Below are 25934 nucleotides of genomic sequence, written 5' to 3'. Positions count from 1 at the left end.
GTTATATGACATCTCCTCGTTTTCTCGTCGGAATCGATTTAGGTACGACCAATACCGTCGTAGCATTCTGTGAAATCACCGACAACCTAGAACAATCAAACGTAACGTTATTCGACATCGACCAGTTAATCGGTCCCGGTGAAGTTGTTCGTAGACCGCTTCTTCCTTCTTTTCGGTATCACCCAGCCGATGGGCAGATATCCCCATCGGATTGCATTCTTCCTTGGGGCTCAGAGGGTACTAAAGGCGATATCGACAACGTGATTGTCGGTGAATGGGCAAGAGAACTTGGAGCAAAAGTCGAAGGTCGACAAGTGTCCAGTGCAAAAAGTTGGCTTTCTCATCAAGCGGTCGATCGCCGTTCTGAGATCTTACCTTGGGCAGGTGCAACCGATGTCGAAAAGGTTTCTCCTGTCACCGCCAGCGCAAGCTATTTGAGCCACATTCGCCAATCTTGGAATTACCGAAACCCAAGTAATAAGCTGGAAGATCAAGATGTTGTGGTCACCGTTCCTGCCTCGTTCGACGAAACGGCACGCAAGCTCACGTTAGAAGCGGCAGAACAAGCCGGATTAGGCAAAATCGTGCTACTTGAAGAGCCGCAAGCTGTCTGCTACGACTGGTATGCACGCCACCAGCACACCGCTTCCGAGGAGCTCAAAACGCTGCCACTGATTCTGGTGTGTGATGTCGGCGGCGGAACTACAGATTTGAGTTTGATTGAAGCGAAATTTGATTCCGACGATCTTACCTTGAATCGCATTGGCGTCGGCGAGCATTTAATGCTGGGTGGCGATAATCTCGATTTGGCGTTAGCGCACCTTGCCGAGCAGCGGTTTAGCCAATCCAAAAAACTCAACGCAGCGAATCTTACCAAGCTAATCCAGCAAACCCGAAAAGCAAAAGAGTACCTGCTCTCTTCAAATGCGCCGGAAGAAGTCAAAATCACCATGCTAGGCAGTGGTTCCAAACTGCTTGGTGGAACGAAGAGCGTGCAACTGTCTAAACAAGAGGTTCATCAAATTGCGCTAGACGGATTTTTCCCTCTTTCGGGTTTTGAAGACCTCCCCAATAAAAGGCGCAGCGCAGTTGTTGAGTTTGGGCTACCTTATGTCGCCGACCCTGCCGTCAGTAAACACATTGCGGAGTTTCTTACGCAACATCAGCAGGTATCGCATACGGCGCTAAATAGAGATGATAACCAACACCTCGAAAACAGCGAAGGAACCGAAAAACCGGTCATTCCCGTTGGTTTACTTCTGAATGGTGGTGTGTTCAACAGTGAACTCGTTACCGAGCGCATCACTCAGCTTTTAGGAAACTGGAAAGGAACGCCAATCACGGTGTTGGATAACCCGCATCCTGATTGGTCGGTGGCATTGGGCGCCGTCGCATTTGGTAAGGCAAGACGAGGGGCTCAGCTTAAAATTGGGGGCGGCGCCGCTCGTTCCTACTTCTTGCATTTACCAGAAAAAAACAAAATGGGTAACGCCTTATGCTTACTCGCAAAAGGAACCGAAGAAGGTCAGGAGATTCGGCTAAGCGGTCGACGCTTCTCACTGACACTGGGTGAGCCCGTTAAATTTAACTTGCTCACCTCAACCCACGATTCGTTAGGCAACGCGAATTCTGGAAATAGGACTTCTGGTCGAAAATGTACATCTGGTCAAAATAGGACTTCTGATCAAAATAGCACTTCTGGTCAAAATAGCACTTCCGATCAAAATAACGCTCCTGTTCAACACAGCGCTTCTGTCCAAAATGGCATGATGGTGAAGGTTGACCCCGACTACTTTGCCCCGTTGCCGCCTTATATCTCAACGTTAGAAAGCGAAGGCGCAATGCTCCAAGCAAATCAGAAAGAACGCGTTGAAGTTCAACTGGCTTGCCAGCTTACGGAAGTTGGCACGCTTAAGATGGAATGCGTTAGCACGGAAGACGACAGCAAGCGTTGGGCACTTGAATTCGAAGTGCGTAACCAACAAGCAGACACTCAGGAAACCGCTCGTTTTCACCCAAGCCTCGATGAATGCAAAACGCTCATCAGCCGAATTTACAGTGGCAATAAGAAAAGTGCTGAAGGCAAAGAGATAAAAACGCTGCCGAAGGATCTTGAAAAAAAACTGGGTAAGCGTGAAGAATGGGATTTCGCCACACTTCGCCAATTATTTGATGCCTTTTCTCAAGGTCGGAAACGCCGACGCCGCTCTGAACAGCATGAGAAAAACTGGCTACGCTTAGCCGGATTCTGCATGCGTCCTGGCTTTGGTGACCCTACTGACTCTTGGCGTATCGAGCAAATATGGAGCCTATACCAGCAAGGTATTCAATTCAAAAACCATCAAAGCTGGACCGACTGGTGGGTGTTTTGGCGTCGGGTCGCTGGCGGCTTAAACCAAGATCAGCAAGAGACCATTTTGGCAGACATCGCTAAGTACCTTCACCCCGGTGCCATGAAAAACCCCCAATCGGCAAAAGCCGCTCAGGATATGGGGTATGAGTCGATGGTGAGGCTGTCAGCGTCGCTAGAAAACTTAGACGTTGAAGACAAGGTTTTACTGGCGACTTGGTACTTGAGCAAAGCAATAAATCATAACCAGTTCGAACAAGCGCACTGGTGGGCTTTAGGTAGATTGGCTTCTCGTACTCCGTTGTACGGCAGTCAACATAACGCCATTCCTAGAGAAAAAATTGAACAATGGTTACCCAAATTATTGGATTTGAATTGGCAAAAAGAACCCATGATTGCCTTTGCCGTCGTTATGATGTGCCGTAAAACCGGCGACCGATTGTTCGATGTCTCAGACGATTACCGAGAGCAAGTACGAGCTAAACTCAAACAAAGCAAAGTACCGGAGTCTTGGATCTCGCTTGTAGAGCAAGTAAAAGAACTCTCAGAAAGCGAATCCAAACGCGTATTTGGTGATGCACTGCCAAGTGGGCTTACTTTGCTTCCCCATGGCTCTTGAGCCAAAGCATGCAGCCATAAAAACGCCAGCTTAGGGTTTAGCCCCATAAGCTGGCGTTACAGTGTCGGCAAGGAAACTCTGTTCACTGCCCTTTAAGCCTGCCATGATGCCGCAACCAATATGCATAGCCTGAACAACGTTGCCGACCACCACACCAGCATCTGGCTCAATTTCTATGCCTAGGATAGTCTCCGTTGTTGTGACACCGATTTTCGATTTAACCTCAGCTTTGGGCAAGAAACATGTAGCCCATTCTTTGGTAGAACAGCCCGCTGAATAAAGCATATTGCGATCCCCTGCGTATACTCTTTTTCCCTTTTAGCTACAAAAAATCCAGAGCATCACAGTTTTAATGAGTGACACCATAGCGTCAGAAAATTGTCAAGAATCTGAAACGCTCACCACTCAATATAGCGGCTCTATAACAATCCCCAATGGATCGTTCAAACATTAAGCGTAGTGTCTTGAACAACAGGGAAACTGAAAGGAAGGAAGCACTGTGACTCTATTTAACCAACACCACGACCAACGCATTCTGGATGAAGAGCCAGAATTCAACAAGATCGTTGAAGCCGCACTCTCTCGTCGCCGATTTTTGAAAGCAACAGGCGCGGCAGGCACGGTTGCCTTTTTTGCGGCAACACCTTTAAGCCAAGCCATGGCAAAAGCCTCTTCTAAACCTTCAACTAAAATGGGCTTTGATGCCATTCCTATTTCCACCACAGACACCATAGAAGTACCCAAAGGCTACCAAGCGGATGTGCTTGTGTCTTGGGGGGATCCCATATTCAACAATGCTCCCCAATTTAGCCAAAGCAATGACTCCAAAGCGCAAGAGATGCAGTTTGGTGACAACAACGACGGCATGACGTTTTTCCCGCTCTCGGATACTCGTGCCGTGCTTGCGGTAAACAATGAATATACCAATAACGAATATCTTTACCCTCACCAAGGAAAAAGTATTACCGCCGATGACGCGAGAAAGTCACAAGCTGCGCACGGTGTGTCTATTGTTGAATTAGCAAAAAAAGACGGCAAATGGCAAATCAATGTAGAAGGTCGATTGAACCGTCGAATCACAGCGTTCACTGAAATGGAAATGACCGGACCAGCCGCTGGGCACGATCTACTCAAGACAGCCGCAGACAAGTCGGGTAAAAAAATATTGGGCACCTATAACAACTGCGCAAATGGTCAAACACCTTGGGGGACTTACCTTACTTGTGAAGAGAACTTTAATGGGTATTTCGCCGCAGAAAAAGAAACCAAACTCGGCGATACCTACAAGCGCTATGGCATACGCGACAAAGACTGGGGGTACGACTGGTTTAAACACGACGAGCGTTTCGATGTAAGTAAACACCCAAATGAACCTCACCGCTTTGGCTGGGTGGTCGAAATTGACCCAATGAACCCCAATTCTACCCCGAAGAAGCGCAGTGCACTGGGTCGATTTAAACACGAAAATGCTGCACTGACGATCAATGGTGATGGTCGTGCCGTTGTCTACCTAGGCGATGATGAGCGAGGCGAGCACCTCTACAAATTTGTGTCGAAAAACAAATATGTAAAAGGATCGGATGCCAATAAGGATCTATTGGAAGAGGGCACTTTGTATGTTGCAAAGTTCACCGGAAAAGAAGGCGACATCGAAGGGCAAGGTCAGTGGTTAGAGCTGACGTGGGGCAAAAACGGTCTAACACCAGAGAACGGATTTCCAGATGCGGCTTCTGTGATGATTTTTGCTCGCATGGCGGCAACTCAAGTCGGTGCAACCACAATGGATCGCCCAGAATGGGTAGCGGTTCACGCTGACCAACAATCCGTATTTTGCACGTTAACCAATAACAAATACCGTGGTGTTAAGGAAAATCAGCCGTTGAACGTGGCAAACCCTCGCGAAAAGAACCCATATGGTCACATTATTCGTTGGCGCCCTGCGGCTGGCGACCACACATCCGATACATTTAACTGGGATATTTACGTACTGGCAGGTAACCCTGAAGTCCATCAGTCTGGGCTCATGGCTGGCTCGGGCAACATCAATAAAGACAATATGTTCAACAGTCCGGACGGCATTGGGTTTGATGCGACGGGACGACTTTGGATTCAAACCGACGGTAAATACTCAAATGAAGGCGACTTTGCTGGTATGGGGAACAATCAGATGTTGTGCAGTGACCCCGACACTGGCGAGATCCGCCGCTTCCTAACGGGACCCATTGCTTGTGAAATAACAGGGCTAACCTTCTCACCAGACCATAAAACGATGTTTATCGGTGTTCAGCACCCTGGAGAGGAATTCGCACCTTCGCACTTCCCAGACGGGGGAAATAGCATTCCACGCTCTTCTATCGTCATGATTACGAAAAAGGACGGCGGCGTGATCGGCTCCTAGCCAAGCACCTCATCATAGATTACCCCATCATAGAGGCGGAGTTCAGCCGCCTCTTGCACTACACTCATCACAGTTTTGCATTGTCGAATTGCCCAACATTTAGTGTAAATAATTACCCATTTGTACTACTTTAACCAACCTACGCAATGACAGGTAATTGAATATAAGGACATTTAAATGCCAAGAGAGAAGTTCCAAACGATTTATGAGCGGGCTGCCGAAAGAAAAGGCGGTGCTAGCAATCTAGAAAGATTACTTTCTAAGCCATTAAGCCGAGAAGAGATTACGCTAATTCCAGAGGATCGCTGGTTGGCGGAGTTCACATTGAAAGTATTCCAGTGCGGGATTTCTTGGAAAGTAGTTAAAAGTAAGTGGCAAAACTTTGAGGACGTTTTCTTTCAATTCAGAATAGAACCTTTACTCATGCTATCAGACGAAATCTGGGAACAAAAAGCCCAAGATCCGCGTATTATTCGCCATCTAACAAAAGTCATGTCTATCCCTGCTAATGCTCAAATGATATACGAAGCTAGGCATGAGCATGGCTCATTTGCAAACCTCGTCGCCAACCTAGACAGTGACCGCGTCACAGATCTTTGGGCTCACCTTAAAAAGCATGGGAAGCGCTTAGGCGGAAACACCGGACCTTACGCGTTACGTCAACTCGGTGTGGATACCTTTATCCTCTCATCGGATGTGGAATCACACCTAAGAAATACAGGCGTAATCACCAGCGGAAACCACACGAAAAGCGCTTTGAAAGCAGCCAGCCATGCATTTGCAGATTGGCAGCAAGAAAGCGGACGCAGCCTATCTGAAATCAGTCAAATCATTGCTTACAGCGGCGGCGATAATCGTGTCATGGAACCGCGCTAAGCGATGCGGCGCCGCAATTGATGGAGAAGTACTTCACATTGGTGCTGGTTCATCTGCTTAGGTACCGGATAATTCCATTGCGCTTCGTACAACGCTGCTTTTGCAATATCTGGAATGTGCTCATCGACAATGTCATCCAGCTTTTCAGGTATGTTAAGTTTTGATTGAAGGTTTTGAACATACTGTATAAAAGCGTGGGCTTTCATTCTTTCCGTACTTTTTGGATCGCTGACATGAATAAGGTCAGCAAGTTCCGCCAGCTGCGTTATAACCGCGGGTTTGGAAAATTCCAAAACGTGAGGCAATATCACAGCATTCGCCAATCCATGAGGCGTACCGTACTTAGCACCAATGTTATGTGAGATGGCGTGAACGTAACCAAGGCTAGCTTTTGTAAAAGCTAACCCTGCATAGTAAGAAGCAAGCGACATGTTCTGTCGAACCGCGCTGTTCTGCCCATATATAAAGGCTTTTTCTAGATTCTCGTGAATCAGGGTGATAGCGGCTTTGGCATACCCATTCGTTTCTGGGGTTGCATTAACAGAGATATACGCTTCAATTGCGTGGGTTAACGCATCCATACCAGTATGCGCAGTAATATGGGGAGGCAAGCCCACTGAGAAGGCAGGATCCAAAGAAACCAACATAGGAACCAACTTCGGATCCATCAGAGGTGTTTTTTGATGAGAGATGGGGTCGGATACCACTGCCGCTATTGTGACTTCAGACCCAGTTCCTGATGTCGTTGGCATAACAAACAGTGGGGCTGGCGTACGCCAAACTTTCAGAAGCCCCGTTAAACGCTTAATGTTTTTTTTGTTGGTAACACGTGCCGCGATGACTTTGCCACAATCGATAGGCGATCCCCCTCCTATCGCCAACACACCTTGGCAGTGGTCTCGTTGATATTGTTCGAAACCCAGCTCAACCTGATCGTATGTGGGATCTGGTGTGACCTGCTTAAACAAAGAGTATTCCACACTGGTACGCACCAATGCCGACTCCAACTTTTCTAAAAGACCAGAAGCACATATCCCCTCATCGGTCACAATAAGCACACGTTTAATGCCCAGTAATGAAATGGAATGACACAACTGCTTGTGCGAATCCTTCCCCAAAAACAAAGTCGGCTTAGGAATCGGGATAATAAGTGCCGCTAATTTCAGTGCTTTTATGTACGCCTTGTGCATCAAAAGTAGTAACTGGGAACGCATGATATTGCCTAATTGGGAAACTTTATGACACATCTAGTCTAGGCAATACAAACAGTTATCTCTACAAAGAAAAGTGAAATTCGAGAGAAAGATGCAATGAGATTGGTACTTTTGTATGGATTCGCTGCGTTGAGAAACAGAGGAATAAAGAAATAGAAGAACAGAGGAATAACAAACCAGCTTACTTTTAGTAAGCTGGTTCTCATCATCAATATACTCAAAACGTAAATTGATATTTGAATCAGTGCTGTTCGCCAGTTGGGTTGGCACCAAATGCCGATTCACTGTATATATCTGACAACAATTTAGGTCCACGATTTATTTTGTTTTCTTGTGCTGCTTTCAAGCGTTTCTTTCGAACAATCGCTTCTTCTTTCGCCATTGCTACTTCTTTGCCCGTTGCTACTTCTTTGGCCATTGCTTCTTCTTTAGCCATAGCTCTCAATGCTTCTTCATGCTCTTTTGCAGCCTTAATAAATTCGGGATCAGCTAAGGCTTGCTGACGTAATTTGTTCACCCTTTCCATTGTTTCCCACAACATATTCAGCCCCCATGAAAACTGTATACACATACAGTATAGGAGCTAAAAATCACGAGTCAAGACGAATGCTGTTTTTTTATACAGCAACCTAAGTGTTACGATTGCTTTTCCCAGCTAAGTGTTGTTTGAATATCCGTTAAGTCACTATGCTTGCCCTTTTACTTTTAGCTGTTGATTATTATGTCTTGTCAACGCGTTCTTATTCGCCGATTGCTCACTTGAGACCAATGAAAAGTATTTGAGTAAACGAAGCATTTCATTGGCTTGATCCGACATTTGAAGTGCCGCCGTCATCGTTTCTTCGGTTATTGCGGAATTTTGCTGAATCAAATCGCTCAAACGCTGTATAACAATATCGACTTCTTTTATAGATTGTTTCTGTGTGGTGGTAGATTGATTGATCTTAACGATCGTGGAATTGACTTTCGATACTTCTTCGACAATTTGCTTTAATTTTAGACCAGAGCTGTTCGCCATTTCAGTACTTTGATCTACTTTCTGATTACTATTCGCTATGATGTTTTTTATCTGCTTAGCGGAAGTGGCACTACGCCCAGCGAGTTCCCGAACTTCATTGGCAACAACAGCAAAGCCTCGCCCATGCTCCCCCGCTCGAGCGGCTTCAACCGCCGCATTGAGAGCCAATAGGTTGGTTTGAAATGCAAGACCGTCGATTACCGAAACAATCTCGTTAATGTCTTTACTCGCATTATTCACTTCGTCTATCGCGATGACGGTATCTGCCGATAGTTTCCCGCCTTCGGTTGCGATATTTTTGGCATAGCTCGAAAGTTCAACGGCTTCGTTAGACTGCTCGGTTACTTGTGTTATTTCACTAAGAATATTGCTGGTGCTGGCTTTGGTTTGCTCAAGGTTAGCGGCTTGTTCCTCCGTTCTTTTGCTGATTTCCGTATTACTATCTGCAATTTCACTTGCACTTTGAGAAACATGATCAGCCGAGATTTGAATCCCTTCAATCACCTCTGTGAGTTTTTTTATTGTGCTATTTACGTCCCGTTTTAAATCCAAAAACACACCTTCATAATCACCATTCACTAAATACGTGAGTGTTCCTCGCGACATAGCATTGAGTACGGCGGTTACTTCATTGATGGCTGCTGAAATTGTATTTGTCGAGTTATTCACGTCTTCTTTAAGCATCAAAAGCTGCCCGTTTAGAGGGAGTTCAATTTTTTGGTCAAAGTTACCTCGGCTCATCGCCGACATCACATTTGCGAGCTCAGTCATCACTTTATTCAAGTCATTAACTGAACTGTTAATGTCCACTTTCAAGCCATCTAACTGCCCTGTCATTGGCGAGGTAATCGTCCTATCAAATTGGCCTTGGCTGATTGCTGTCATGACAGACGATATCTCGGTCACCGCTTTATCCAAGCTTAAGATTGACGTGTTGATGTCTTCTTTCAGTTGACCTAATCGCCCTTTTGCTGGGCATGTTACGGTTCGCTTGAAATCACCTCGGCTAACACTGGACATCACACTATTAATATCCTCTAGAATTTTCTCGAGGTTATCGACGCTAAAATTAGTATCATCCTTAAGCCCTTGTAGCTGACCTTTTAGAGGCAAAGACACACGCCGGGAAAAATCACCCTGCCGAATGGCTGCCATAACAACCCCAATTTCATCGATGGCTCCCGACATACAGGTAACTGAATTATTTACGCTCTCTTTTAATTCTCCAAGATTACCTCGAACATCAACAGAGACTTGTGTTTTAAAATCGCCATTTTCAACGTTCTTCATAACATCGACAATAGCATCCATCGTACTGTTTAAGGTGTCTAGAGAGGAATTAATGTTATTCTTGAGCTGATTGAGATCGCCTTGCATGGGGGTTTTGAGTTGTAAATTAAACTTCCCTTCAGACATTTCCTTAATAATTTCATTTATATCACTAATCGCCGTATCCAAACTATTGGCACAATGATTAGTTGCTTGCTTAAGCGTTTCGAGTTCCCCTATGCAATGAACATGAATACGCTTGGAAAACTTCCCAGACGCCATATCGTTCATAACGTCATTCGTTTCCGAAATGGATTGTTGTAACGCATGGAGCAAGGAGTTAAAAGCCTCCGCCGACTGTCCTATTTCATCATGAGAGGTTACGGGTGCACGGATTGAAAATCGCCCTTCTTTCTCTACTTGCTGCATCGTTTCTACAAGAGCGTATGCGGGACGTGTTAATGTTCGTGCAAACATAAACGCGACGACAATGATCACCGATGCAGTAAATACAAATGCCAACGCCAGCAACAGCTTAAGATTGGTAATAGCAGAAAACGCTTCTTTCTCATCAATTTCAGCGAGCAAAGCCCACTTTGTTCCAAATATTGATATTGGCATGAAAGCCGATAAGACCAAATCTCCTCTATAGTCCTGAACAATTTGCTGGTCTTGCAGCCCCTGAATAGCTTGCTTAAATGACTCCGTATTGACATTCCCTTTGTTGGGATATTTGAAAGAGTTAACAACTGAACGATTTTCTGGATCTAAATAAGAGTCTGAACGCATTAGCCCATCTTGCCCTACAAGATAAGTTTCACCACTACTTCCCAGCCCCTCTCGTTCAATCATTATGTCGTTCAGTTCATCAATTGATAGCTGAAAAATAAGTGTGGCTTTAGGTTCAGACTCACCATTAATCATCAGCGGAGTCGATATGAAACTAGCAGGCGCATTATAAGAGGGGAGATATTTCTGATAATCTATAAATATAAACTCATCTGAGGAGCTCAGCTTCGTTGCTTTTATGAAGGCTTCGGCAATATTACTGTCTGCATACGGCCCATTGATTAAAGACGTGGCAAAATCCAGTTCTTTATATACAGAATAAACAATGACGCCCGTTTCATTGTCTACAACAAAAATGTCATAAAAGCCGTTGATTTCAAGAATTTTTTTAAAATAACCATGATAACGCTGATGAACTTGATCATATTCGTCAGCGTAACGCGTTTTATAAAGTTTGTCTTTTTCACCTAATGGGTATGGGTTGTCAGCAATATAACGAGTTTGCAAAGCAACCCCTTTATCCGTAACTCCCAATAAAAGATCCGGCAAGTCTAATATCATCGGGTTTTCTTGTTTGAATTTTTCTCCAAATTCATTGTTGTAGTAATAAGTCAGACTTTTCGGAGTCTTGGGCAAGCCCTCCACGCTGTCATACGCATATATAAATTCTCGTGCCGCATGTTGAGTGTAAGGGCTGTGAGCTAATTCAATCAGCTTGTTTTTCTTTGTATTAAAATGTCGTTGAACGGCACTTTTTTTAATCTCCCCCACAGCGCCCAACTGAGCGTATGCCTGCTGCTGTAAAGCACTTGAAGCTTGGTATAGCACCATTAATATCACAATAGACAAAGGCGCCAATGCTACCAATAAAAACGCTACAACTAGCTTTTTAGTGAGATTTAATGAATGGTATAATTCACTAATATTGACCATGTACGCCCCTTACTATTATTCTACCCATTGTGATGTCAAATGAAGTATAGAACATTTCTTATTTTCTTCATGAACGCCTTTAAATAACTCACATTAACTGTCTAACTAGAGAGCACTAAAAGTCATTACTGGAAACATTTTCTTTTCAGGGGGTTTTATATTGGGCACCCGATCGCTTTTTTAACGAAAGATAATTAATTGATAAATTAAATAATAATATAAAACAAAAACCCCTACCTACTTCTATGCCGAAAGTGCTTCTATTTTATAGATATTTTCAATGAATCGTTGATGGTTTCAATGACGAAATTCTTTGATATAGCATCAGTTATACTAAATAGAGAGTATTTTATAGATAGGTGACTTCGAAAAGTTTAAGAATATGACCTTAATAATAGGTTGGATTCGTATTACTGCTGAGGTTAAGTTACTGCTGAGGTTAAATGATTAGGTTTTATCATCTCTTACGCAATGAAAAAGATTGCCATGAGAGCATGGCAATCTTTGATATCCATTAAAGCTAGCAAAATATGGAGATTAGCAGAATGTCAAGATCAGTAGAGCCGGATTTAGAAACACCAAGCCAAATTAAGGTTTATTTCTATACCCCAATTTAACATTTCCTGCTTCGTTGAACCAAAGTGCCTCATTGCGACGACGAGCAATTAAGATCGGGCCGTCGTCGTAAAAAAGGAAGTTCTTCCAATGTTTTTTAAAGAACGCCCATTTTGTCTCAATCACGTTGTACTTTTCATAGCAGAAATACACGGTCACGTCGTCTTGCCAATCAATGTGTTCTAAAACCTCAGCGGGTAAATCGTCTATATCGGAATCCCAATCTTGCATCCAGTCGACTTCATGCAACCAATTACTTGTTTTCATTGGCCAATCTTGAGAACTAAAACGTTCAGCATCAGGGCTTTGAGCACTGATATTCTCTTTCCAAAGCTGCGCTGCACGCGCTTGGGTCATGGGCTTTACATGACTCAGTTCGGCTTCAGGAACGGGCATCGACTGATGGGTAAAAATCCATTTGCGTTGATAATCATCCAAGGACAAATAGGACATGTGTTTCCTTTATTAATTAGAATAATCTAGTGTTAATGAGAGTAGTCTGGCTTTCCACGCCAATTAGGATTAATCAATGATGTAAGGTTGTGATCTCGCCATTGACCATCAATAAGCAAGTAATCTTTTGCCGTCCCTTCCAATTGAAACCCTAAGTGCTTCAACACCCCTTCACTACGTAAATTCGTGGGAATATAGGCGGCCATAATACGATGCAAATTCTGATTTTCAAATAGCCAGTCGCAAGCCAATTTAAGCGCGATTTTCATCACACCCTTTCCTTGGTGATACTCGGCGACAGAATAGCCGACATTACACGCATGAAAAGGATAACGAGATACATTGCTAAAAGAAATCGTCCCCATCATTTCGTCCGTTTCTTCATCGATAATGATCAGGTAAAACGCCAATCCTATTCGGTGCAGTTCATGCAGCTTAATTAATCGCTGTGCCCATCCATCTTCGCGAAAAAAAGCTTCCTCACGCCTCGGTTCCCAAGGCTTTAAATGCGCTTTATTCCGTCTGAAATATTCACTGATTTTCTTTGCGTCACCAAGCTCTGCCGTACGTACGATCACACCATTGCAAGACGCATGCATTATGTATGAACTCATGGTTAGGACTTCCTGATACCGTAATCGCGTAATTTGTTGGCAATGGATGTGTGTGAAACATTCAAACGTTTTGCCAATTTGCGACTGGAAGGGAACGATTGATATAAATTTTGTAGAATTTGAGACTCATAGGACTTCATGATCTCATCAAGTGATCCGTCCATATTCACCCCCAAAAACGCATTCGATTGCTCGATTGAAGGCAGTTCAAAATCCTCAATTTGAAGCGTATCGCCTGACAGTCGAGTCATGGCTCTTAGCACCATATTGTCGAGCTGGCGTATGTTGCCTGGCCATGGATACTGACTGAGCTTTTCGATCGCACCTTCACTGATAGCAGGCTTGTTTACCCCTAATTGATGGGCATACTTAGACATAAAGAGATCCAGCAGCGTAGCAACATCGGTACTGCGTTCTCGTAACGCTGGAATATGCAGGCTCAATACATTCAAGCGATAGTACAAATCTTCGCGGAACACACCCGATTCCGTTAACTCAGCCAGCTTTTGCTTGGTGGCGGCAATCACACGAACATCGACATGCACTTCCTTTTCTTCCCCTACGCGGCGAAACGTTCCATCTTGCAGAAAACGTAACAGCTTAATTTGAAGATGTGCACTCATCTCTCCAATTTCATCGAGAAAAACCGTTCCGCCATTTGCTTGCTCAAATATGCCAACATGCCCTACTTGGTTGTTAAACGTCCCAGGAGCATGACCAAACAACTCCGTTTCCGCTACATCATCTGGCATTGAAGCACAGCTTAAAACGAGAAATGGGTGGCTCGCCCTTTCTGAGCGATTATGGCAAGCGCGCGCCAGCATTTCTTTTCCGGTGCCTGTTTCCCCTTCAATAAGTAAAGGCTGGCTCATCGTGGCAAGCTTTTTGGCTTGTGCCATAAGGCTTTTATGTCGGCTGGAACTCCCCACAAAGTGCTCAAAACCTAAATGATTGCTCTCGGATAAGAAAGGATCGTTTTGTATGTTCGGCTGTCGGTTTTTCAATGTAATGACCGCACTGGCCAAAACCGTATCGTTAGATTCACCAGTAATGTACACCGGCATCACTTCTAGCGTGTAATCCAGCCCATTGATGACTACCGTGTCTCGAAAGCGCGCACTGCTTTCTTCGAGCCAACGAGCAAAGTTGAATTGCGGTATGTAATGACCAATCGGTTCATCGATGAGTTTGGCACCCTGATGAAAAAACAGATCATGAGCGGAATGGTTTGCCACGTCTATGATGCCTTTTAAGCTCACCGATAGAACAGGATCAGGCAAATTAGCCAACAAGGCCATAAGCTCTGTGCTTTGCCTTTCGCTTGGCATAAATTGGATTTTTCGGACGTCGGTTACGCCGTTTATCAAACGGATTTGTGCCATAAGATCACGAAAATCATCAAATTCAATTTCAGGGCAATTGAGATAGATAATGCCGCGACGATCGATCTCTATCCCTCTGAGATCAATCTCTTTCGTTGCAAGGATACCCAGCAACTCTCGGGTAAGACCTAACCGATCTTCACATAAAACTTCTAAACGCACTTTGGAATCCATCAAGGTGTCAGGAAAAGTTGACACCTAGTCTGAAACAAGCGCGAAAGACAGTCAAGAAAACTCACTCAAATAGAGTGTTCTTAGGGAGGTCGTGCCGCTGTTTGCTGATTCTCTGTACAAGAAATACCACACGAATAAGAGCGTTCATTTAAGAAACCCGTTTAGAAATGCGCGAAACAATGCCCTTCCTCACTTCTCCAAGCTTGATTTTGTCATTCGCTTGCCAGCGTATTGGTCTCAATAAAGACATGGCACGAATACCAAGTCTAGCGGTAAGTAACCCTACACCAATGCCTTGAGCGACACGCGTCGACACCTTCCCAGCTAAATCCATGGAAAGAAGATCCATACTGGCATCGGCAACCAACTCTGTTGCCCCTGCGGCCGCCATATTCACTAAAACCAGCTTAAGTAATTTGATGCGCGACCAGTAACCCAGTTCCACACCATACAATTTGGCAAGCTGATCGATTAATTTAAAGTTACGCCACGCCACCAAAATCATGTCGGCAGTGGCTAATGGGCTGACAGCAACAAGCAATGCCGATTCGCTTGCAGAGCGCGTGATAAGCTCTTTTCCTTTTTTATCCAGTTCCCTGAGGACAAGGCAGTCATACATTTGTAGGACTTCCTGATCACTGTGATTGGCGTTAATGGCGTTTACCCAGCGATCATAAGAAGGGGAATGTTCGTCTATTCCAGCTTGCTTGGCGATAGAAGCACAAAAAGGTTTCGCTTTACCAATTTGGTCGGCTTCGAAAATAGCCTGAGCATTGTCTTGAGTTGAGAACCGTTGGCGCAGCTTTTTTAGTTTCCAAAGCTCTTTTCCAATGATACCAATCCCGACAGACGCTAATCCGGCAACAAAAGCCGACCAACCAAATGTCAGCCAGTCACCCGATTGAAAAGCCGTGAAAAAAGTATCGACTGTTTGCCAAGCAACGAGCCCGGTAAACCCTGCAAGTAACCCTGTGACTCCCCAACGACGTTTAGTGGAGGGTTTGATGGCCGTGTCTAAACTCTCGTCACTTTCTGGTTCTGCTTTTACTTCAGCGGGTACAAATTTGGTGGTTTCATCAAACTGTAGGTGCACATTGAGCTCTTTTCCTGCTTTGTCATTTCCCACATCCAAGGGTTCGTTGAAAACGCGTTTTGGTTTGAATTCACTCATGCTAGTTTGTCCCCTATCAGATATTGCAGCGCTTTATCCATTCTAACGTGCTTCAATGGTTCGCCTTCCTCCACCTGTGAAGGTCTGAAACTTTGAAAGTCGAACGTATGGGTTGCCCAATATTGTTCGTCCGGCAGAGTGCGCGGTACTTCGCCTGGGTAAAGCGTCATCGCTTCATCAGAAAGCAGCGTTCCCTGTATCGCTGGGCAATGTTCATCACCAGTACCAACAAACCCTGCCTGTGTCGCTTGAATGGATGCGAGTGTCATGCAACTCATATCAATATTCTCGAATGCGGCGTGTTGCCAAGCTGGATGCACCATTTGCTTCAGCAAGGATGCCAAATTGGCATGCTGATCGGGTGTGACATGATCGGCTTTCGTTGCTGCAAACAGTACTTTGTCTATTTTGGTCGAGAACAGGCGTCTTAGCAGATGATTTCTTCCGTATTTGAATGATCGAAGAAGCTGCTCTATGGCGCCTTTCATATCATGAAAAGACGCTCTTCCTGCATTTAAGGGCTGCAAGCAATCCACTAGCACGATTTGCCTATCAAACGTTGAAAAATGCTCTTTATAGAACACGTTAACCACTTTTTGCTGATACTCCTGATAGCGTTGCTTCAGCATGGCATATTGGCTGCCTTTTAGAGTGTCATCAACGTTGGAAAGGTCCTGCAAGGGGAAAAATTGTAATACCGGTGCACCCGCCAACTCTCCGGGTAATACGAAGCGCCCCGGTTGAACCCAATGAAACCCTTCCTCCTTACATCGGTGCAAAAACGCCGTATAACGGGCACTAAGATCCGCCAATTCCTTTTCATTCGCGTCTGCATTAGGGTCAAACCCTGACATCGCGTTAAGCCAATCCAGTGCGAGTGCCTTACGATCGCTTTTTACCGATTCAAACTGCGATTGACTCCACTCTTCAAAACTCATTTCAAGAAGCGGCAAATCCAATAACCATTCGCCTGGATAGTCAACAATATCCAAATACAACGTTGCTGTGCTTGAAAGGTATTTCATGACACCAGAATGCGGGCGATATTTGATGGCTAAGCGAATTTCACTGACATCTCGGGTGGGTTTAGGCCACGCAGGGGGAGCAGACTGAAGCGAATCGATGGCCTCTTCATAGCCAAAACGAGGCACCATCAGATTGGATTGCGGCACGCGCTTGGCACCGACAAGCCGATGCTCTTGAGAGACGGCCAGTAAGGGAAGGTTGTCATGAGTGGACGAATGAAGCAGTTGATTAACTAACGACGTGATAAAAGCCGTTTTGCCTGCCCGAGACAGCCCAGTCACCGCCAGTTTTATGTGTCTGTCCATACCACGATGGACTAAGTCGTTGACTTCTTGAGTGATTCGTTTCATTCACATACTCCAGTACTAACGCAGCCAGAGTATGCAAAAAACGGAATTAATACCAGATGAACTGCTCTTAATCGTCTTCAATCAATTTGTAGATAACGAACAATGCAAGTTCGAGCAGTAAAGTCAGAACAACCGTCGTAATTACATAGGTTTCTTGAAAAACGGCGATACCACGAAGGATCACGTCGTAACCCACTATCACACCAACGATAACAGCAATCAGAATTTGTAGGAATTTCACAAAACGAGGCATCATTTCTCCTTTTTGTTTTTGCCTTTCATATAAACCGATACTAACGCTTACCAAATGAAAAACCAAAAAAAACGCAGCGTTAGCTGCGTTTTCATCATCAATATTTGAAAAGTGGGATTTCGCTTATACTCAAACGAACTTATTCGCTATGCCCTATTCTCTAGGTTCTTTTCAGTATGTCCTTTTTACTGTGCTCTTTTTACTGTGCTTTGCTGGCTTCGGCAATTTTCACTTTCCATGTATCCGGACCAATTTGATGCGCATTTGCACCCGTTGAATCGACCGCAACGGTTACCGGCATGTCTTCCACTTCAAATTCATAAATCGCTTCCATACCTAAGTCTTCAAATGCCACGACACGGGCTTTCTTAATCGCTTTTGCCACTAAGTAGGCTGCGCCACCGACGGCCATTAGATAGACGGCTTTGTGGTTTTTGATGGACTCTACGGTCGCCGGACCACGCTCCGCTTTACCAATCATGCCCATGATGCCCGTTTCTTCCAGCATCATATCGGTGAATTTGTCCATACGGGTTGAGGTCGTTGGACCGGCTGGCCCTACAACTTCATCACCAACCGCATCAACAGGACCAACGTAGTAGATAAATTTGCCTTTCAGATCCACGCCATCCGGTAAGCCTTCACCACTTTGTAGCATACCTTGCAAGCGTTTATGAGCCGCATCACGACCAGTCAAGATTTTTCCAGATAGAAGCACGGTTTCCCCCGTCTTCCACTCCTGAACGTCTTCCTTAGTTATGGTATCAAGGTTCACACGACGTGTGTTTTCTCCCGCTTCCCACGTAATATCCGGCCAATCTTCTAACTTAGGTGGCGTCAGCTCAGCTGGACCGGTGCCATCGAGAGTAAAATGAACATGACGAGTCGCTGCACAGTTAGGAATTAAGCAAACTGGTTTTGATGCGGCGTGCGTGGGTGCGGTTTTGATTTTCACATCCACCACCGTCGTCAATCCACCTAAACCTTGTGCGCCAATACCGAGCCTATTCACACGATTGAAGATATCCAAACGTAACTCTTCTTCCGCGTTCTCAGGACCTCGTTCGATCAACTCATGAATATCGATGTGTTCCATGAGCGATTCTTTCGCCAATACGGCGGCTTTTTCAGCAGTGCCCCCGATACCAATGCCTAACATACCGGGTGGGCACCAGCCTGCCCCCATGGTTGGCAATGTTTTCTCAACCCATTCAGCAATGTCGTCCGATGGGTTTAACATCACCATTTTGGTCTTGTTTTCGCTGCCGCCACCTTTCGCCGCGATTTGAATTTCCACTTTATCGCCCGGTACCATATTGATATGAACAACCGCTGGCGTGTTGTCTTTGGTGTTGATTCGCTTGCCGGCGGGATCCATCAAAACTGACGCACGCAAAGGGTTATCAGGGTTGGTATACGCTTGGCGAACACCTTCATCGACCATTTGCTGTACAGTCATGTCGGTGGTGTCCCACTGCACGCCCATTCCGATATTCACAAAACACGTCACGATACCCGTATCCTGACAAATAGGTCGGTGACCTTCAGCGGACATGCGCGAGTTGATTAGGATCTGAGCAATGGCATCTTTTGCCGCTTGGCTTTCTTCACGTTGATAGGCTTCATCTAGGGCTTGGACAAAGTCCATAGGGTGGTAATAAGAAATGTATTGAAGTGCATCAGCCACACTACTGATAACATCTTGCTTACGAATAACGGTCATACATTGCCTCGATTGTTATAATTTGTGCTTCCATTTTGGTATACCAAAACCACTTTCTCTCCTCTCACAATAGCGAGAGCGCTGTCTAAAAAAACGAAGTTCTAACAACTCGGCTCAAAAACGAAACTTCTAACGCCTAAGTGAGCAGAACCTAAGAAAGTCGCTTGAGTATCAACAAACTGTTTCTCTTTTTGTCTTTGGGATACTTTTTAATCAGACCGATAAAATCTATCTTTAGGTTGCATCCTCTAACTCTCTTTTATGATACTCTGGCTCACCACAATCCGCTACGTAGTCTCCGAACTCTTTGTCACAAATTTATACAAATGAATAACAAGTCTATTAAAACTCTATCTTCGGTCTCTATTGAGTACTCACCATCGCTCGCCTCTGATCTCTTCAGCAAGATCGAATCACGACCTTGGTCCATGCTGCTGCGTTCCGCTTCTGAAAGCCACCCCGATAGCCGCTTTGATATTCTTGTAGCCAATCCAGTTGCCACCATTATTACTTCTGGAGACAGCACTACCGTAGATCAAGGTCATCGTTCATTCGTATCCAAAGACGATCCTTTTCAGTTATTGGATGCGCTGCAATCCGAATGCTTGCCCAAGGTGCAGCCTATGGACGACTTACCGTTTGTCGGCGGCGCACTTGGCTATTTCAGCTACGACTTGGGAAGACGTGTCGAGGCGATACCTGTGCATGCTGAAAAAGACATCAACTCACCGGATATGGCTGTTGGCATCTATGAGTGGGCATTAATTTGTGATCATCAACTAAAGAAAGCAACGCTTATCGGTACGTCCGCCCAATCTCAATGGGAATGGCTGTCCAATCTTGCCGAGGTTCAAAAACTGGACGAATTTTCGCTCATCACCCGTTGGCGATCGAACCTCAGCAAAAATGATTACGTTACGCGATTCAATCAAGTTCAAGATTATTTGCAAGCTGGAGACTGCTATCAAATCAATTTGGCGCAGCGTTTTTCAGCAAGCTATAAAGGCAGCGAATGGCTCGCTTATGTAAGGCTTGAAGAGCAAAACAAAGCGCCTTTTTCTGCCTTTATCCGAATGGAAAACAGCACGATCATCAGCGTTTCTCCTGAACGGTTTTTGCAACTGAAAAATGGCGTCATCGAAACTAAGCCCATTAAAGGCACTCGCCCAAGATCGGATGATCCAAAGCAGGATGAAGCGCAAGCACAATCGTTACAGTTGGCTGAAAAAGATCAGGCAGAAAACCTGATGATTGTTGATTTGCTCAGAAATGATATAGGCAGAGTGGCTAAACCTGGTACCGTTGCCGTTCCAACACTGTTTTCAATTGAGAGCTTTCCAGCTGTCCACCATTTGGTGAGTACGGTTACGGCAGAATTAGCCGAAGATAAATCCGCTACCGACTTACTGCGTGCGTGTTTCCCTGGTGGTTCAATCACTGGGGCCCCCAAAGTCAGAGCGATGGAAATCATAGAAGAATTGGAGCCGCATCGCCGTAATGCTTACTGCGGCAGCATTGGTTACATTAGCCGCTGCGGGAGAATGGACACAAGTATCACCATTCGCACATTGGTGGCAGAAAATCAAACTCTGTATGCTTGGGCTGGCGGTGGGCTGGTGGCAGACAGCGAAGCCAACTCCGAATACCAAGAAACCTTCGACAAGCTCAGCCGAATCTTGCCAATTCTTGGCTAACGTCCACTCTTGGCTAACGTCTATCTTGGGGGCACGTCAAAGCTCCCATTTTATCCGGCTTTCTTGCCACCACTTCTCTGCACCGTGATAACTCAAAGAGCCATGAAAGCCATGTGTTGTCGCGAGTTCAAGTTAAATCAGCGTGAGCGTAAATCTCACCAGACTGGCGTCCTCTAACATTGGTTTCATTTTCACGGATAAATTTTCTTGAAAATGATCAGCGCACCCCAAAATCAGTCCTTTGCAAACACTCCCCATGCATCGAGCACTTCGATATTCAATCACCAATTCCGTTTGATTTTCAGACAAAAATTTAAACTTTGGTGGTTGCGCATCGGGATACAGTTTTTTGACTTCTAGATGAATATGATCTTCAACGTGACGAAGAAACTGGAATGTACTGTTGCTGTTATTTAAGACATCTTCTGGTGTCAATGTGCTGAAAAGCTTCGTAAATGTGGCTCTACCAAATACTTCCTGAAGTTCATCGGTGCCGACCCCAGTTTCCTCACTCAGTGCCATGATAAGCTCGATCAAATGAAGGTGGCTATAGCTGCCTACTGACGTATAAACACCATCGTCACCAGCAATATCCAGTATTTTATCCAGCGTTGGTAAACCGAACTTTTGTTCAACCAACTCAAGGAATTCGGTAAATATTAAGCCCTTCATTTTCTCCCCTTAGCAAATAACCATATTTACGACTTTGGTAATAAAAGCATGATCCACACTAGTCATTTTTTCAATTTTCATTAACAATTAATAAGATAGTTAAGAAAAAGTAGGCATTTATGGATAAAGATGAGTTTCTCAAGCGCTTTCTATTTACTCCACCTTTGGAATATCATAGAGAAAGCTTCACAAGACATGATGACTCAGAGCGCGATACCTTTCGCACGGCGGCCGTGCTGATAGGTCTCGTAGAGCGAGAGACGGGTTTAAACATGATATTGACTCGCCGTGCCTCTCACCTTCGTCATCATCCGGGGCAAATAAGCTTCCCTGGGGGAAAAACAGAAAAAGGCGATACATCGCCATTTGAAACCGCAATGCGAGAAGCGAATGAAGAAATTGGACTGGCCGCCAGCCAAATCCATCACTTAGGTCAACTCAATCCGATAAAAACCATCAGCGGTTTTGAAGTCACCCCCGTCATTGCCTTTGCTGATAACCGCTACCAAGCCCAGACAGATCCCAATGAAGTGGATTTTATTTTTGAGGCACCAATTGAGTATTTATTCAAAAAATCAAATATTCACGCCTTAGGTGCATACTTTAATGGGTCGCGCAGAGTTGTGTACAGCATCCCATTTGAAAGTCATCTTATATGGGGAGTCACGGCACAAATTATTCATACTCTTCATACACAATTTATAAGGTAACTCTTGTTGAACACTCTGATTTTATAGTTTACTTTTTCTTATTCATTATATGAATGCCTTGCCAAATCCCTCCGACCACAGACGACCCCGACGAAATAGCGCAATCGTTTGCTTGCATCGTAAAGAAACCTAACACCATTTCGAATTATTTTTTCTTATGGATAGCACTACCAAATCTAATGTGTAGCACGTATTTTTCGTGATTTATCTCTCCTTTGTTAATCATTGTTTTCATACTCGCAATATTTATTGATCCCGATCCTGACATTTCACCAAAAAACGGAGACAATAGCCCTTGTAATACCTGTTCCCTAACATTACACGAGACAATAAATATGCAATCAAACGTTACTCCGGCTCGCGCCGAAGGGACTCAATCAAAATGGACTTATAGAGACTTCACTTGGGCTCTTTCACTTTTTGGAACCGCAGTGGGTGCTGGTGTTCTGTTTCTTCCTATTAAAGCAGGTGCCGGTGGTTTTTGGCCATTAGTTATCCTTGCTTTGCTCGCAGCACCAATGACTTGGTTTGCACACAAAGGTCTTGCTCGCTTTGTTTTATCCGCTAAAAACCCTAACGCCGACATTACAGATACCGTGGAAGAACATTTCGGTAAAACTGGCGCAAACATCATTACTTTTGCTTACTTCTTCGCCATTTACCCTATCGTTCTTATTTACGGCGTTGGCATTACCAATACCGTCGATTCTTTCATGGTGAACCAACTTGGCTTTGCGTCCATGCCGCGCTGGTTACTTTCTGGTGCGTTAATCTCTCTGATGACTGCTGGTGTCGTTTTTGGCAAAGAACTGATGCTAAAAGCAACCTCAATGATGGTTTACCCTTTGGTATTCATTCTATTGGCTTTATCGTTTTATCTCATTCCTGATTGGAACACTTCCATGATGTCGGTCAGCCCAGATTGGTCTGCCATGCCAAGTGTTATTTGGTTAGCCATTCCGATCATCGTGTTTTCATTCAACCACAGCCCAATCATCAGCCAATTTGCGAAAGAACAACGCCGTATATACGGTGAAGACGCAGCCCAAAAAACCGACATGATCACAGGCGGCGGCGCTATGATGCTGATGGGTTTCGTGATGTTCTTCGTCTTTTCGGTGGTACTTTCGCTGTCACCAGAGCAACTGGCAACAGCACAAGAACAGAACATCAGCGTATTGTCTTACCTGGCCAATGTGCATGAATCACCACTCATTTCGATTCTTGGTCCTTTCATTGCGTTTGCCGCTATCACCTCCAGCTACTTTGGCCATTTCTTAGGTGCGCAAGAAGGCTTGGTTGGTCTCACTAAATCTCGTTGTGATACATCCGTTAAGCGCATAGAAAAAATCTCTTTGATCTTTATTGGGATCACAACCTGGATTGTTGCGATTGTGAACCCATCAATTCTGGGTATGATTGAAACGATGGGCGCACCGATGATTGCCGCTATTTTGTTTCTTATGCCTGTATTTGCAATGCAAAAAATCCCGGCAATGGCAAAGTACAAAACGTCAGCATTTGTACAAGTTTTCACAGCAATTTGTGGTCTGGCGTCTATAACTTCTGTAATCTACAGCGCTCTTTAAATTTCGCTGACGCGAATGCAATTTTATAAAGATAATAAAGAGCCTCTCAATACTTGCGGAGGCTCAACCTAAGGTAAACATATGATCAGCGTATTCGACATCTATAAAGTCGGCATTGGGCCTTCAAGCTCACACACAGTAGGGCCAATGAAGGCCGGTCAGTATTTTGTCGACGATCTTGTTAAACAAGGTCGTCTAGCGGATGTTGACCACATTAAAGTCGATGTTTATGGATCCCTTTCTTTAACTGGGAAAGGTCACCATACGGACATAGCCATTATTCTTGGCTTAGCTGGTAACTCTCCTGAGAGTGTAGATATTGATTCTATTCCCTCTTTCATCGATACGGTAAAATCCTCAAAAATTTTGCCTCTTGCGAACCAAAAAGAAGCGACGTTTGACTACGACGTAGACATGATATTCCGTACGAGCAACTTGTCGTTGCATGAAAACGGAATGCAGATCCACGCATTTAGCCAAGGTGATTTGGTTCATACCAAAACGTATTACTCTATTGGCGGTGGGTTTATCGTTGATGAGGAAAACTTTGGCGTAGAACCTGAAGACAAAGTCATTGTTCCTTACGAATTCAATAGCGCGAAAGAGTTGATAGACCTTTGTAAAGACAATTGTCTATCGATCAGTGCTTTGGTCATGGCAAACGAGCGCGTTGTTAAAGACACAAACAAGATCGAAGTCGAGTTTGAGCACATTTGGAATACCATGCAAGCCTGCATGGAGCGTGGTTTGAATACCGAGGGCGTGCTACCCGGACCTCTTCGAGTTCCTCGTCGAGCAGCCGCTTTGCATCAACAACTTAAAACAGGTGAGCGCCTTTCTAACGATCCCATGACAGTTGTCGATTGGGTAAACATGTACGCTTTTGCCGTTAATGAAGAAAACGCCGCTGGCGGACGTGTGGTCACCGCCCCAACCAATGGAGCGTGCGGCATAATTCCGGCCGTTTTGGCGTACTACGACAAATTCGTACAATCTGTTGGTGTAAAAGAATACACTCGCTATTTTGCTGCATCAGGTGCGGTAGGTGGCTTGTTTAAACAAAACGCCTCCATTTCGGGCGCTGAAGTAGGCTGTCAGGGTGAAGTCGGTGTCGCTTGTTCTATGGCTGCCGCAGGCCTTGCGGAACTGATGGGCGGAAGCCCTGAGCAAGTGTGCATGGCAGCGGAAATTGCGATGGAACATAACCTTGGTCTTACGTGTGACCCTGTCGCCGGCCAGGTTCAAGTGCCTTGTATTGAACGTAATGGTATCGCCGCAGTGAAAGCCATTAACGCCACTCGCATGGCACTACGCCGCTCTTCTGAACCACGAGTATCTCTCGATAAAGTTATTGAAACGATGCTGGAGACAGGTAAAGACATGAACGCCAAGTACCGAGAAACATCACAAGGCGGATTAGCCGTAAAAGTTATTTGCTGATAACTTAATCTAGAAATACACTAGGGGCATGGATATCCATGCCCCTATTTGTATATAACGATTATGATTGCTATCAAACGCCCAAAAATCAAACACTTTTCTTCACTTATAGAGTTAAACGTTACGTCAGAACAGAGCCAATTTGTAGAAACCTTTGATCACCTGTATGAACATAGAGACAAGCAGGACGTCATATATTCGGTATCTGAAGGCGGTAAGCCCATTGGTTTCTTTGCGCTAGATGAAGGATTTGAAAAGAAGTTTACCTTTGTAAAAAGCCGAGAGATTGGATTGAGAAATCTAGTCATCGATCAACGTTTTCAACGGCAAGGAAAAGCAAAGGCAACACTTGAACGCTTATTCGCTTACCTTTATACCGCTTACGCCAACTACGATTCCGTATGTGTCATCATAGAAACAGACAATGAAGCCGCTTATCAGTGTTTTTTAAGTGCCGATTTTGAAGATACCAACAAACCTTTTTACGATGGCAACAAGCAACTTAGAATTTTGAGAAAAGCGATAACCGCTCCTTTCTAACAGCGCTACCCTAGTCAATTTGGGGCGATGGCTCGTCGAGACGATAAAGACAAAAATCCCGA

Annotated in this window: 19 protein-coding genes and 2 pseudogenes; 9 read left to right on the top strand and 12 right to left on the bottom strand. The window is 44.8% G+C overall.

Annotation, left to right across the window (positions count from 1 at the left end; genetic code table 11):
• Nucleotides 1-5: 5 nt before the first annotated feature.
• A pseudogene (locus tag HC752_RS25310) lies at nt 6-1622 on the top strand (Hsp70 family protein); the annotation flags it as partial.
• A 123-nt stretch (nt 1623-1745) separates the two neighbouring features.
• Nucleotides 1746-2969: pseudogene (locus tag HC752_RS25305) on the top strand (Hsp70 family protein); the annotation flags it as partial.
• 30 nt (nt 2970-2999) lie between these two features.
• Here HC752_RS25305 and HC752_RS25470 read toward each other — a convergent pair.
• Complete coding sequence (locus HC752_RS25470) at nt 3000-3254, bottom strand: hypothetical protein (RefSeq protein WP_190336094.1); 255 nt, start codon at nt 3252-3254, stop codon at nt 3000-3002.
• A gap of 214 nt (nt 3255-3468) precedes the next feature.
• On the opposite strand from HC752_RS25470, the gene HC752_RS15600 reads away from it, so the two are divergent.
• Both HC752_RS15600 and HC752_RS15595 read left to right on the top strand, forming a co-directional pair.
• Complete coding sequence (locus tag HC752_RS15600; RefSeq protein ID WP_190336093.1) at nt 3469-5367, top strand: alkaline phosphatase PhoX; 1899 nt, start codon at nt 3469-3471, stop codon at nt 5365-5367.
• Between the two features lie 177 nt (nt 5368-5544).
• Nucleotides 5545-6243, top strand: a complete 699-nt coding sequence (locus tag HC752_RS15595) for a DNA-3-methyladenine glycosylase I (RefSeq protein WP_190336092.1) — start codon at nt 5545-5547, stop codon at nt 6241-6243.
• On the opposite strand, the gene HC752_RS15590 is transcribed toward HC752_RS15595, so the two are convergent.
• From HC752_RS15590 to HC752_RS15545, 10 genes are all read right to left on the bottom strand, one after another.
• Nucleotides 6240-7457 carry an iron-containing alcohol dehydrogenase gene (locus HC752_RS15590; protein ID WP_190336091.1) on the bottom strand — a complete coding sequence of 406 codons (1218 nt, stop codon included), beginning with the start codon at nt 7455-7457 and terminating at the stop codon, nt 6240-6242. The genes HC752_RS15595 and HC752_RS15590 overlap by 4 nt on opposite strands.
• Before the next feature lie 241 nt (nt 7458-7698).
• Complete coding sequence (locus HC752_RS15585; protein ID WP_446751443.1) at nt 7699-7902, bottom strand: hypothetical protein; 204 nt, start codon at nt 7900-7902, stop codon at nt 7699-7701.
• 240 nt (nt 7903-8142) lie between these two features.
• Nucleotides 8143-11466 (bottom strand): methyl-accepting chemotaxis protein, encoded by a 3324-nt coding sequence (locus tag HC752_RS15580; protein WP_190336089.1) that lies wholly within the window; start codon nt 11464-11466, stop codon nt 8143-8145.
• A 588-nt stretch (nt 11467-12054) separates the two neighbouring features.
• Nucleotides 12055-12534, bottom strand: a complete 480-nt coding sequence (locus HC752_RS15575) for a DUF2947 domain-containing protein (RefSeq protein ID WP_190336088.1) — start codon at nt 12532-12534, stop codon at nt 12055-12057.
• Nucleotides 12535-12566: 32 nt separating this feature from the next.
• A complete protein-coding gene (gene rimJ, locus HC752_RS15570) occupies nt 12567-13148 on the bottom strand; it encodes a ribosomal protein S5-alanine N-acetyltransferase (protein ID WP_190336087.1) in 582 nt (193 codons plus the stop codon).
• Between the two features lie 2 nt (nt 13149-13150).
• A complete protein-coding gene (gene tyrR / locus HC752_RS15565; RefSeq protein ID WP_190336086.1) occupies nt 13151-14692 on the bottom strand; it encodes a transcriptional regulator TyrR in 1542 nt (513 codons plus the stop codon).
• A 160-nt stretch (nt 14693-14852) separates the two neighbouring features.
• Nucleotides 14853-15875 carry a YcjF family protein gene (locus tag HC752_RS15560; protein WP_190336085.1) on the bottom strand — a complete coding sequence of 341 codons (1023 nt, stop codon included), beginning with the start codon at nt 15873-15875 and terminating at the stop codon, nt 14853-14855.
• Nucleotides 15872-17251: a YcjX family protein gene (locus tag HC752_RS15555; protein WP_190336084.1), complete on the bottom strand. Its 1380-nt coding sequence runs from the start codon at nt 17249-17251 to the stop codon at nt 15872-15874. Before HC752_RS15555 ends, HC752_RS15560 begins: the two co-directional genes overlap by 4 nt.
• Nucleotides 17252-17318: 67 nt before the next feature.
• Nucleotides 17319-17504: a hypothetical protein gene (locus HC752_RS15550; protein ID WP_190336113.1), complete on the bottom strand. Its 186-nt coding sequence runs from the start codon at nt 17502-17504 to the stop codon at nt 17319-17321.
• A 199-nt stretch (nt 17505-17703) separates the two neighbouring features.
• Nucleotides 17704-19227, bottom strand: a complete 1524-nt coding sequence (locus HC752_RS15545) for a fumarate hydratase (protein WP_190336083.1) — start codon at nt 19225-19227, stop codon at nt 17704-17706.
• A 326-nt stretch (nt 19228-19553) separates the two neighbouring features.
• Between HC752_RS15545 and pabB the strand changes: the two genes are divergently transcribed.
• Nucleotides 19554-20921, top strand: a complete 1368-nt coding sequence (pabB, locus tag HC752_RS15540) for an aminodeoxychorismate synthase component 1 (RefSeq protein WP_190336082.1) — start codon at nt 19554-19556, stop codon at nt 20919-20921.
• 132 nt (nt 20922-21053) lie between these two features.
• Here the strand turns inward: pabB and HC752_RS15535 are convergent, their stop codons facing one another.
• Nucleotides 21054-21593, bottom strand: a complete 540-nt coding sequence (locus HC752_RS15535) for a heme NO-binding domain-containing protein (protein WP_190336081.1) — start codon at nt 21591-21593, stop codon at nt 21054-21056.
• 119 nt (nt 21594-21712) lie between these two features.
• Here HC752_RS15535 and HC752_RS15530 point away from each other — a divergent pair, with 119 nt between their 5' ends.
• The 4 genes from HC752_RS15530 (at nt 21713) to HC752_RS15515 (ending at nt 25872) form a co-directional block, all read left to right on the top strand.
• Complete coding sequence (locus tag HC752_RS15530; RefSeq protein ID WP_190336080.1) at nt 21713-22303, top strand: CoA pyrophosphatase; 591 nt, start codon at nt 21713-21715, stop codon at nt 22301-22303.
• 335 nt (nt 22304-22638) lie between these two features.
• Entirely contained in the window at nt 22639-23892 is a 1254-nt protein-coding gene (locus HC752_RS15525) for an aromatic amino acid transport family protein (protein ID WP_190336079.1), read from the top strand.
• An 81-nt stretch (nt 23893-23973) separates the two neighbouring features.
• Nucleotides 23974-25332, top strand: coding sequence for an L-serine ammonia-lyase (locus tag HC752_RS15520; RefSeq protein ID WP_190336078.1), 1359 nt, complete (start codon nt 23974-23976; stop codon nt 25330-25332).
• 63 nt (nt 25333-25395) lie between these two features.
• Nucleotides 25396-25872, top strand: coding sequence for a GNAT family N-acetyltransferase (locus HC752_RS15515; RefSeq protein WP_190336077.1), 477 nt, complete (start codon nt 25396-25398; stop codon nt 25870-25872).
• Nucleotides 25873-25934 lie beyond the last annotated feature (62 nt).

Origin of the sequence: Vibrio sp. S9_S30 (genome assembly GCF_014694455.1) — a bacterium.
Taxonomy (GTDB): Bacteria; Pseudomonadota; Gammaproteobacteria; order Enterobacterales; family Vibrionaceae; genus Vibrio.
Note: the sequence above shows the minus strand (reverse complement) of the source record. Positions and strands in the feature narration are given on the sequence as shown.

Coding starts and splice junctions, on each gene's coding strand:
- HC752_RS25470 (WP_190336094.1), bottom strand. CDS start 3,254: ATGCTTTATTCAGCGGGCTGTTCTACCAAAGAATGGGCTACATGTTTC.
- HC752_RS15595 (WP_190336092.1), top strand. CDS start 5,545: ATGCCAAGAGAGAAGTTCCAAACGATTTATGAGCGGGCTGCCGAAAGA.
- HC752_RS15590 (WP_190336091.1), bottom strand. CDS start 7,457: ATGCGTTCCCAGTTACTACTTTTGATGCACAAGGCGTACATAAAAGCA.
- HC752_RS15580 (WP_190336089.1), bottom strand. CDS start 11,466: ATGGTCAATATTAGTGAATTATACCATTCATTAAATCTCACTAAAAAG.
- HC752_RS15575 (WP_190336088.1), bottom strand. CDS start 12,534: ATGTCCTATTTGTCCTTGGATGATTATCAACGCAAATGGATTTTTACC.
- rimJ (WP_190336087.1), bottom strand. CDS start 13,148: ATGAGTTCATACATAATGCATGCGTCTTGCAATGGTGTGATCGTACGT.
- HC752_RS15560 (WP_190336085.1), bottom strand. CDS start 15,875: ATGAGTGAATTCAAACCAAAACGCGTTTTCAACGAACCCTTGGATGTG.
- HC752_RS15555 (WP_190336084.1), bottom strand. CDS start 17,251: ATGAAACGAATCACTCAAGAAGTCAACGACTTAGTCCATCGTGGTATG.
- HC752_RS15550 (WP_190336113.1), bottom strand. CDS start 17,504: ATGCCTCGTTTTGTGAAATTCCTACAAATTCTGATTGCTGTTATCGTT.
- HC752_RS15545 (WP_190336083.1), bottom strand. CDS start 19,227: ATGACCGTTATTCGTAAGCAAGATGTTATCAGTAGTGTGGCTGATGCA.
- pabB (WP_190336082.1), top strand. CDS start 19,554: ATGAATAACAAGTCTATTAAAACTCTATCTTCGGTCTCTATTGAGTAC.
- HC752_RS15535 (WP_190336081.1), bottom strand. CDS start 21,593: ATGAAGGGCTTAATATTTACCGAATTCCTTGAGTTGGTTGAACAAAAG.
- HC752_RS15530 (WP_190336080.1), top strand. CDS start 21,713: ATGGATAAAGATGAGTTTCTCAAGCGCTTTCTATTTACTCCACCTTTG.
- HC752_RS15525 (WP_190336079.1), top strand. CDS start 22,639: ATGCAATCAAACGTTACTCCGGCTCGCGCCGAAGGGACTCAATCAAAA.
- HC752_RS15520 (WP_190336078.1), top strand. CDS start 23,974: ATGATCAGCGTATTCGACATCTATAAAGTCGGCATTGGGCCTTCAAGC.
- HC752_RS15515 (WP_190336077.1), top strand. CDS start 25,396: ATGATTGCTATCAAACGCCCAAAAATCAAACACTTTTCTTCACTTATA.